A 9,607-nucleotide genomic window follows, 5' to 3' on the forward strand; every position below is an offset into this window, starting at 1 on the left:
TAGGGTAAGTTTTGACGTGGCGGAGAGGGAGAGATTCGAACTCTCGGTACCAGTTTTGCCAGTACACACGATTTCCAATCGTGCTCCTTCAGCCGGGCTCGGACACCTCTCCACGTCGAGGTGGATAACTAGCAAACAGGATAGTACTTGGCAAGCGAAAAAGCAAAAAAAAATAAAAAAAGGACGGCAAAAGTGCCGTCCTACAATGTTATTTATTGTCGTGAGTATCGTTTTTGTCTTTCGGGGAGCCTCCCCGATGATGACCGGGGCATCAGCCTCCGCCATTACGAATCATTTTCGCGAAAAAAAAGACTACGAAAATGAGTGCTAATATAGAAAAAATATGACTCATTGAAAAACCTCCGAAGCTTCCAAAGCCTCCAAAAAATGAACATGACATTAGGTGTGCTACCTTGTTGTGGGTGATACAACTGTGTTCATGTTATATCTACTGAGATAGTAGAGTCTCTGTTGTTCAGAAGCTCAACTGGTTTGCGTTAGAAGAACTTTAGAACAGGCGGAGTAGGAAATCAAATAAAAAGGGCGGCATAAATGCCGCCCTTTTACTAGCTATTTACAGTTGTGCTTTTTCTTGTTTGCAGAACCGCATGAGCATCCTGACGAGGAGCCTCCCCGTCCGTCAAAGCTAATGCCTCAACCCGAGGGTTTATGGCCTTTTGGAACAACTTTGATACAGACGAGTGCTATAATTACTAGTCCCACTAGGGGAATTAGGTATCCAAGCATAGGGTCTCCTGAGAAGGCGCTCCACTATTTCTTTTCTTCGTTTCTGATACCGATACCTACGGTGTGGTAACCACAGTCAACGTGGAGTACTTCACCGGTAACGCCGGCAGAAAGGTCAGAAGCAAGGTACAGTGCGTTTTTACCAACATCTTGGATGGTAACGTTGCGCTGCATTGGAGCGTTTGCTTCGATGTAGTTAAGGATCTTACGGAAGCCACCGATACCGGAAGCTGCAAGAGTCTTAATAGGACCTGCGCTGATAGCATTGATACGTACATTTTTAGTACCAAGGTCAACAGCGAGGTAACGTACGCTAGCTTCCAGAGCAGCTTTTGCCACACCCATTACATTGTAGTTAGTAATAACTTTTTCAGAGCCGTAATAGGACATAGTGATAATTGACGCATTGTCAGTTAACAGATGCTCAAAAGCACCACAGACTGCAGTCAACGAATAAGCAGAAATGTCCATGGCAAGTTTAAAGCCATCTCGGGATGTGTTGATAAAACGTCCCTGAAGATCTTTACGGTCTGCGAAACCGATGGAATGAACAATGATATCCACACCACCCCATTTCTCTTCAACCAATTTCACTGCTGCAGCAATTTCTTCATCGCTGCTTACATCACACTGGAAGATGAAATCACCATTAAGCTCTTCACAGATAGGCTCAACGCGTTTTTTCAGAGCATCGCCAAGAAAGTTAAACGCTAATTTAGCGCCATTTTCTTTGAATTCTTTGGCAATGCCGTATGCAATGCTTTTGTTGTTGGCAACGCCCAAGACGAGGGCTCGTTTCCCTTCAAGAAGCATATGAACTCCATTTCAGTTTGTCCGCAGGGTAGCGGACATCTTCGGTATTTATTGTGGTTGCACTCATTAGAGTAGCAGTGTTTGCTCTGTAAGTATAGTGTAGGCCTCAGCGTACTTTTTGCCTGTTTCGGCAACAACTTCGTCTGGCAGAGCAGGAGCTGGCGGGGTCTTATCCCAGTCCTGTGCGCTGAGCCAGTTACGTAAGTACTGTTTGTCAAAGCTAGGCTGTCCCTGACCTGGGGTGTAGCTGGACTTAGGCCAGAAGCGGGAAGAGTCTGGAGTGAGAACTTCGTCAATAAGTGTCAGTTCTCCATCAACCATGCCAAATTCAAATTTGGTATCAGCAATGATGATGCCCTTTTCTTCTGCAAATTCACGGCCTTCAGAGAAAATGCGCAAACTTACATCTGCTACTTTTTCAGCAAGTTCTTTGCCGATCATTTCTGTAGCACGCTCTACAGAAATGTTTTCGTCGTGGTCGCCCAGTTCTGCTTTGGTGGAAGGGGTAAAGAGCGGGGTCGGAAATTTTTCAGACTCAAGCATACCTTCCGGCAGTTCATAGCCGCACACAGAACCGGTTTTGTTGTAGTCTTTCCAGCCGGAACCGGAAATGTGACCACGTACAATACATTCAATAGGAAGCGGCTTTGCTTTTTTAACAAGCACGGAGCGTCCTTCCAGTTCATCTGCATATTTATGCAGCGGTTCAGGGAAATCTTTTACGTCAGATGCGATGAGGTGGTTGGCTATGATGTGCTCGAACTTTTTCATCCAGAACAGGGTGATCTGGTTAAGGATAACACCTTTGTACGGGATAGGTTCTGCCATGATCACGTCGAATGCTGACATGCGGTCGGTAGTAATAATAAGCAGACTGGATTCATCAATTTCGTAGATATCGCGAACTTTACCGCGAGAAAGAAGCGGATAATCCGTGATAGTGGTCTTCGTAACGATTTTCATGCGAGAACTCCTGCAAGGGGCTATTTCTTTAAGCGGGTTTCTGCGGAACGGGCGTGTGCTTCCAGTCCTTCAAGACGTGCAAGGCGCGCAATTTTTGGCGCATTCTTTTGCGTGAAGGAAGCAGACGCAGCAATAATGCTGGATTTTTTTGTGAAGGTTTCAACGGACAAAGCCGATGAAAAACGCGCAGTGCCATTGGTTGGCAGTACGTGGTTCGGGCCTGCAAAGTAGTCGCCGACAGGTTCCGGTGAGTTAGCGCCCATAAAGATAGCGCCAGCATTACGGATAGTCGGTAACAACGCCCAAGGATCTTCAACAATTATTTCCAGATGCTCAGGTGCAACACTGTTGGAAAGCTCCACTGCGGTAGCCATGTCCGGAGTAACAACAATAGCACTCCAGTCTTTAAGGGCTGTTGCGGCAATTTCATTGCGCGGGAGCAAACCGGTTTGCGTGCCAAGCTCTTCGAGAACAGCTTTAGCAAGCTGGTCATCGTCAGTAACAAGCATGGCGGAAGCAAGCGGATCATGCTCTGCTTGAGAGAGCATGTCTGCGGCGATCTGCACAGGGTTTCCGGTGTTATCAGCAAGAATTAGAATCTCGCTAGGACCGGCAACCATGTCGATGCCTACAGTACCGATAAACAGGCGTTTAGCGGTGGTCACAAATATATTTCCAGGGCCGGCAATAACATCTACAGCAGGAATGGTATCTGTGCCGTAAGCAAGGGCTGCAATTGCCCATGCGCTGCCACAGGCAAACACATTTGTAATGCCAAGATGATGTGCGGCTGCCAGGATATACTGGTTCGGAACGCCATCAGCGCGCGGTGGTGATACAACGCAGATTTCTTCTACGCCTGCAACCTGTGCGGGGATAACGTTCATAAGCATACTGGAGATAAGCGGGGTGTCGCCACCTTGGCCGCCCGGAACATACAGTCCGGCTCGGTCAACAGGGCGAACAACCTGTCCCAAAATTGTTCCGTCTTCGCTTGTGGTAAACCAGGATTTCTCTTTCTGGTTTTCGTGGAACGTGCGGATATTGTGTGCAGCTTCTTTGATAATATCAAAATCTTCTGCAGGAATGTCTTGTGCAGCCTTTGCTAAGGTTGCTTCGGACACTCGCACCATATCTTCGGTAAACGAAGGGCAGTCAAACTTTTGCGTGTAATGAACAAGAGCCTTATCCCCTTCTGTATGCACATGATGCAGAATCTCACGCACCACAGGTTCAACAGAATTCTCAGGGTTATCCCGTCCAGCGAGAAGTTCCCTGATCCCCTTCCAATCCTTTTTGGACTGGTAGCTGATCATACGACAGGGCATACTGGCTCCTAATCAAATAAGGTTCATAAAACTAAATCCGACGCCCCATCCTTATAAGAGGGTGTCGGAAAAGTCGAGAGCATTACGGCGGTAAAAATGACACAGCAGAAGGTTTTATCTAGAACTGATAATCCCAAAGAAGTACGGCACGGTAAGCGTCACGGGTATCGGAAGTTCCCCAAACTTGAGGGTCTACCTCGATATGGATATATCCGAGGCGTAAAATTATACTAAAGTTTTCGAACAGTTTCAGTGTGGTTTCAGAATCTATTTCAACAAGCCAATCTTTGTTGGTGAGATAGGTTCCCCAGTTGTTTCTATATCCACCTTGAAGGAGCTCAGGAGAAAATCTGTTGTTTTGTACCGCATCCGTACTGTTGGTGCCATGCATGTACAGAAATTTGCAGGATGTTGTAAGGTCTTCAGTGAAGACTAGATCATCAACAACAAGTCCTAATGTCCAACGACCTGTAGCATCCTGAATGAGAAGTGATGATTCTGTTGTAATTGCGTACTTGTAATACCCGAAGTCTGTAAGACCCCATTGGTTTGTTATAAAGGGCATTCTTCCTGCGCCGTTTTCATATGCATTGTCATCATCACCGCTTGCCCACCAGCCAAGAATACCAATAGTCATAAAATCGAATGCCCAGTCTACCTCACCTAAAAGAACAGCACCTTGCCTGCTGGCAGAATCAGTGCCGCCATGCAATGTTCCCCACATAAGATCAGTTTTCACTGTTAGGTTGCGAATTCCGTGATATCGACCTGAAAATCCTCCCCAAAAAGCCCATGGGTTGCCTGAAAAATTAGAAAATCCATTCCATAACCCTATATTGCCGCCATCGACCCACGCTGAGCCTAATGGATCACCCGCAACATTTTTTCCAAAATCACTCCATACGATATACGGTGTGAAAACATGATCGTCTGGAGCGTAGGTATAAGTGGCAGCAAAGAGATCCATGGTTTCATTTGAACGGGATTGGTTTAATCGGTCATATGATCTACCCCAAATGAAGGATCCGTTCATCTTGTCTGTAAATTCATATTGAAGAACGAAGGCAGCCAAGTTGTCATCAAGAATTATGGAACCACCCACCTGATTAGGGAGATGGACAGACGTGAGACCGGCTCTTGCCTTTAGTGGAATGTCTCTAGGTTCAACTTTCAGAAAGGCATAGGTTGTTTGGATGTTAACGCCGTCTGTGCCTATTTGACCGCCTTCAAATTCACTGTTTTCCTTATCAACGCCCCAAAAGGTGTCGATTTCAAATAGCGCCATGGCGGAAACCACCTGATGTGGATTGAAATCAAACTGGAATCGGGAATATTGGGAAGCTCGGAAGTTGTTGTTGATATCTCTGCCTGAGTATGGAGAAGCAAATCCCAGAAGAGAACCTGTTGACCATTGCGTGAACACTTGTAATGTTCCTGATGGGTGTATTTCCAGCGCAAGACATGGCGTCGCCAGATACAGAAATGAGGCGAGAGCAGCGCATACAATAATAATAGAAGTGAGATACTTTTTTTTCATGGCATAACGTGTTGAGATTAAAGTCTATCATTAAGCTATGTATCACTGGTATAGATGGGAATGATATTTACGAGATGTCAGATTTAAGCAGCTCAAAAAGCAAGATTAGAATTCAAACGAGAAAGATGGTACACGAGTAATTATGGAACCTATCGATTTAAAAACGATTCCCGTTTCTCCGGGAGTCTATTTATATAAAGATGCGCACGGGCGTGTCGTATATGTGGGGAAGGCAAAACACCTACGTAAACGTGTTGCTTCGTATTTTCGTCCGCCGGAAACACAAACTCCTAAGACTCGGGCAATGCTGCGTCAGGCACAGACCATAACAACTTTGATCACTACGACGGAAAAAGAGGCATTGTTGCTTGAGGCGAGCCTCATTAAGAAACATCGCCCTCGGTACAACATTCTGCTTCGAGACGATAAGCAGTATGTGCTGTTTAAGTTGAATAAAAAGCATCGTTGGCCTCGATTGACCCTAACGCGAAAGGTGCTGAAAGACGGCTCAAAATATTTTGGCCCATTTACTTCGTCCCATTCTGCATGGGAAACGCTCAAGGCTGTTCACAAAGTGTTTATGTTGAGACGATGTGCAGATAGAGCTTTTTCCAATAGGGTTCGTCCATGTCTGTACCATCACATAGGACAGTGCCTTGCCCCGTGTTGTCTGGAAATTTCGCATGATGACTATTCGGAGCAAGTGCATCGCGTAGAGTTATTGCTTTCAGGAAAATCAAATGAGCTGGTGGAAATACTCACAACAAAAATGTACGCCGCGTCTGAATCTATGGATTTTGAAACAGCGGCGCAGCTTCGGGATCAGATTAAAGCGGTTGAAGTGACAGTCGAAAAACAGGCAGCTGTAATCCCGACTGCTCATGACATGGACGTTATTGGTCTTGGAGAAACAGACAAAGGACTTGCACTGGGGATTTTGTTTATTCGTGGTGGGATTCTCATCGACAAGAAAAATTACTTTTGGGCAGGGCTCGGTCTCGAAGAAGCGCCGGAGTTACTCCAGTCTTTTATTGCACAATATTATGGTGTGAACAGCTTTGTTCCGTCGCGCGTGGTAGTTCCATGGGGGAATGATGTGCTCGGCGATGAAACTAACGCGGAACCTTTGGTTGCCCATGCTGAAGCGTTAACAGAGTTACGAGGGATGCAGGTGCGTGTTACTTCTCCGAGGAACGACACAGAAAGTAAGCTTGTAACCATGGCGACAGCCAACGCCATTGATGATTCAAAAAATAAGCGCAACATTAGTCCTCTTACCATTTTGCAAAAGCGGCTTGGCTTAGCAGAAGAGCCATATCGAACAGAAATTGTGGACGTGTCCCATACCTCAGGAAAAGATACCAGAGTTGGGATGGTTGTTTTTGAAGGTGAGTCACCTGCTAAGAGCGAATATAGAACTTATGCCTTCACAGACGAGGAAGGTGGAGGGGATGACTATGGCGTGTTGGCACTGTGGATGGAGCGGCGCTTAAATTCAGGTCCGCCGTGGCCGGATTTATTACTCATTGATGGCGGGCGCGGGCAGTTGAACGCCGTTGTCAGTGTTTTGGAGGCTCACGGGCAGGGGGATTTATGTTCTGTTATTTCTATTGCGAAAGCTCGCAAGGATGAAACAGGCAGGGCAGACAGGCGAAAAGGGAATATTGAAGACAGAATTTTTCTTCCCGGACGTTCAAATCCACTTCAACTGAAAGCAGGTGCACCGGAGCTGCTTTTATTGCAGCACATGCGTGATCTATGCCACGATTATTCAATTGGCAGGCACAGAAAAGCGCGTGCAGGACGTGCGTTGACTGGTGAACTTCAGCGGATACCCGGCATTGGGCCTTCAATGGCAAAAAAATTATGGACGCATTACTCTTCAGTAAAAGAAATGGCTGCTGCTTCTGTTACTGATTTGATGCAAATTGATGGGGTCGGAAAGAAAAAAGCGGAAGCAATATTTGAAGGGCTTTCAGTTTTTAGAGGATAAGGGCTTTTTCTAAGCCTGATTCTGTCAGTGTTTGGATGGAATAATAATGGTTGCACTTTCATTAATAACAGCTTTCCCCTTTGTCTATCCTACGAAAATCTTTTAATTAGTTGCAATATTGTGTAAAAAAGGGCTACAAGTAGTTTGGTCATGTTTGAAGCGCTGAAATAGAAAAACTAATAATGTCTTAAAATAGAATTAAGAGAATTGGTTAGAAAATAGGTTGAGTGTAGTTTAAAATGACGTTACGTTAGCGGTCACTTACAAAGTGAAATTAAACACTACTTTTTCAGAAACTTGCATCATGTGAATGGACGGAAACATTTTATTGGTGTATCTGGGAATTTGAGATTATATTTGGGAGTTTGTATAGGGTGTTGCTTTAACATGAACAGGAGGGGGATATTGCCGCGTTAGGCGTAGTGTGGCGATATACAAAGCACATGGTTTTTACACGTTCTAGACTAATGAGACCTCATATGGCGTATTGAGGTGTGTTAGAGCCTGGTGTGACTCCTCGTAGCAATGTGTAGGGAGAGTTATGATGCGTTCAGAGTTAACTAAGATTGTCCATGAACTGGTGTTAAACAGTCCGATTCCAGCAAAAGCGCTCGCGAAAGAAATTGGCAAGCCGTATTCGACCTTGCTGCGCGAAGTTAATCCGTATGATGCCGGAGCTAAGTTGGGCGTTGAAACATTGATGGACATAATGAAGAAAACTGGAAACGTTGAACCATTAGAGTACATTGCTCAAGAAATGGGATTTGCGATTGTAGATCCAAAACTTATGGCAGAGCCGAGTGACACTGCTAATCTCGCCGAGATTGCATAGCGAGTAATCACTAATGCAATAGGCTGAGGTTGTCAGTCTCTGTCAATCTTTAAGAGACCTGTAGTAATACGGGTCTCTTTCTATTTTATGCGTATAAAAAAAGCTCCTGCTACAATGTCAGGAGCTTTTTTTGCATTTTACTACATAGAACTTTTGTTTTGCTACATAGAGCTTTCAATGATGCCGCCACCAAGAACAGTGAGGTCCTCATCATAGACACAGCAAACTTGTCCGCTTGCTGGAGGCGATTGAGGTTCTTGGTAGGTAATGACTAGCATGCTACCTTGTTCACTGATGGATACAGGAATAGGCTGCTGCCGGTAGCGAGTGCGAACAAGAAGTTCTTTGCCCCAGAGTTCCTTAGCAACAAGAAAGTTCATGTTGCTTACGATGCAACCCGTGGAAAGCAATTCAGCTTTCGGGCCCACAATCAGTATGTTCTTTTTCAAATCTTTGCGGATAACATACAATGGTTCTTTCCACGCAATGCCAAGCCCTTTACGTTGCCCCTCAGTATGTTGCCACAGCCCGTTGTGTTTACCAACGACTGTGCCGTCAGCAAGTTCCATATTACCGCCGGTGCCGAGTTTTGCACCTCTATTAATCAGGAATGCACGGTAATCATCGTTCGGGACAAAACAAATTTCCTGACTTTCACTCGGATATGCAGGAGCAATCCCACGTGCAGCTAAGTCGGCCTTAATGTCTTCTTTCTTCATTTTACCGAGCGGGAAAAGAGCCTTTTCCAATTGGTGCTTCGGCACAAGAGACAAAAAGTAGCTCTGGTCTTTTTTTACATCAAGGCCACGTGAAAGCGTACGCCCGTAAACTGGATGATCTTCCAGAACAGCATAATGCCCAGTAGCAATTTGGTCTGCTCCAAGCTTTTCTGCTTCACGCAACAGCGCGCCGAATTTCATGCTTGCATTGCATAATGCACATGGATTCGGAGTACGACCGTGTACGTATTCATCCATGAAAGGGTCAACAACACACCGTTCGAACTCTTCATGCAGGTCTACAGCATAAAAAGGTATATCCAGCGCTGCGCACATGGCATCAATCGCGTCTTCTCTTTCTTTGCAGGGAGCAAGAAAGTGTGCGTGAAGTGCAAAAATGTCGTGTCCCTGTTCTTTCAATGTGAGCAGGGCGTACAAAGAATCTGTTCCGCCGCTTACTGCAATTGCAATGGTCATTTGGTATTCCTGAACGTTTTAGCATGGTCTCCGACGGGCAAGGGCTCTGCCCTGCACCCGCAAGGGGGACGCCCCCTTGACCGAGATTATGTGATATGACCTATCTATACTTATGAAGATATTTGGTCATAAGAAAGTTTAAAATTTTTGTTTATCAATAAGATAATGCTCCAACTAATAGCTGGCTGCGTATTATTG

At 45.5% G+C, this 9,607-nt stretch carries 7 protein-coding genes and 1 tRNA gene; 2 read left to right on the plus strand and 6 right to left on the minus strand.

Annotated features, from left to right (window positions below; translation table 11 throughout):
* Window positions 1-17 precede the first annotated feature (17 nt).
* The 5 genes from MKHDV_RS16320 to MKHDV_RS16340 form a co-directional block, all read right to left on the minus strand.
* A tRNA-Ser gene (locus tag MKHDV_RS16320) sits at window positions 18-112 on the minus strand.
* Between the two features lie 659 nt (window positions 113-771).
* Window positions 772-1,560, minus strand: a complete 789-nt coding sequence (locus MKHDV_RS16325; protein ID WP_160717184.1) for an enoyl-ACP reductase — start codon at window positions 1,558-1,560, stop codon at window positions 772-774.
* A gap of 66 nt (window positions 1,561-1,626) precedes the next feature.
* Entirely contained in the window at window positions 1,627-2,523 is an 897-nt protein-coding gene (locus MKHDV_RS16330; RefSeq protein WP_160717186.1) for a phosphoribosylaminoimidazolesuccinocarboxamide synthase, read from the minus strand.
* Between the two features lie 20 nt (window positions 2,524-2,543).
* Complete coding sequence (gene hisD, locus MKHDV_RS16335; RefSeq protein WP_160717188.1) at window positions 2,544-3,851, minus strand: histidinol dehydrogenase; 1,308 nt, start codon at window positions 3,849-3,851, stop codon at window positions 2,544-2,546.
* Window positions 3,852-3,969: 118 nt separating this feature from the next.
* Window positions 3,970-5,388: an outer membrane homotrimeric porin gene (locus tag MKHDV_RS16340; RefSeq protein WP_160717190.1), complete on the minus strand. Its 1,419-nt coding sequence runs from the start codon at window positions 5,386-5,388 to the stop codon at window positions 3,970-3,972.
* Between the two features lie 142 nt (window positions 5,389-5,530).
* Here MKHDV_RS16340 and uvrC point away from each other — a divergent pair, with 142 nt between their 5' ends.
* Both uvrC and MKHDV_RS16350 read left to right on the plus strand, forming a co-directional pair.
* Window positions 5,531-7,381 carry an excinuclease ABC subunit UvrC gene (gene uvrC / locus MKHDV_RS16345; RefSeq protein WP_160717192.1) on the plus strand — a complete coding sequence of 617 codons (1,851 nt, stop codon included), beginning with the start codon at window positions 5,531-5,533 and terminating at the stop codon, window positions 7,379-7,381.
* Between the two features lie 544 nt (window positions 7,382-7,925).
* On the plus strand, window positions 7,926-8,213 hold the full coding sequence (locus MKHDV_RS16350) for a phage regulatory CII family protein (RefSeq protein WP_160717196.1): 288 nt from the start codon (window positions 7,926-7,928) through the stop codon (window positions 8,211-8,213).
* A gap of 161 nt (window positions 8,214-8,374) precedes the next feature.
* Here MKHDV_RS16350 and mnmA read toward each other — a convergent pair whose 3' ends face one another.
* Window positions 8,375-9,409 carry a tRNA 2-thiouridine(34) synthase MnmA gene (gene mnmA, locus MKHDV_RS16355; RefSeq protein WP_160717194.1) on the minus strand — a complete coding sequence of 345 codons (1,035 nt, stop codon included), beginning with the start codon at window positions 9,407-9,409 and terminating at the stop codon, window positions 8,375-8,377.
* Window positions 9,410-9,607 lie beyond the last annotated feature (198 nt).

It is taken from the genome of Halodesulfovibrio sp. MK-HDV, from assembly GCF_009914765.1.
Lineage (GTDB): Bacteria > Desulfobacterota > Desulfovibrionia > Desulfovibrionales > Desulfovibrionaceae > Halodesulfovibrio.

Bases quoted from the DNA above. Each gene is read 5' to 3' on its own strand.
- hisD (WP_160717188.1), bottom strand. From the start codon at position 3,851: ATGCCCTGTCGTATGATCAGCTACCAGTCCAAAAAGGATTGGAAGGGG.
- MKHDV_RS16330 (WP_160717186.1), bottom strand. From the start codon at position 2,523: ATGAAAATCGTTACGAAGACCACTATCACGGATTATCCGCTTCTTTCT.
- MKHDV_RS16340 (WP_160717190.1), bottom strand. From the start codon at position 5,388: ATGAAAAAAAAGTATCTCACTTCTATTATTATTGTATGCGCTGCTCTC.
- uvrC (WP_160717192.1), top strand. From the start codon at position 5,531: ATGGAACCTATCGATTTAAAAACGATTCCCGTTTCTCCGGGAGTCTAT.
- mnmA (WP_160717194.1), bottom strand. From the start codon at position 9,409: ATGACCATTGCAATTGCAGTAAGCGGCGGAACAGATTCTTTGTACGCC.
- MKHDV_RS16325 (WP_160717184.1), bottom strand. From the start codon at position 1,560: ATGCTTCTTGAAGGGAAACGAGCCCTCGTCTTGGGCGTTGCCAACAAC.
- MKHDV_RS16350 (WP_160717196.1), top strand. From the start codon at position 7,926: ATGCGTTCAGAGTTAACTAAGATTGTCCATGAACTGGTGTTAAACAGT.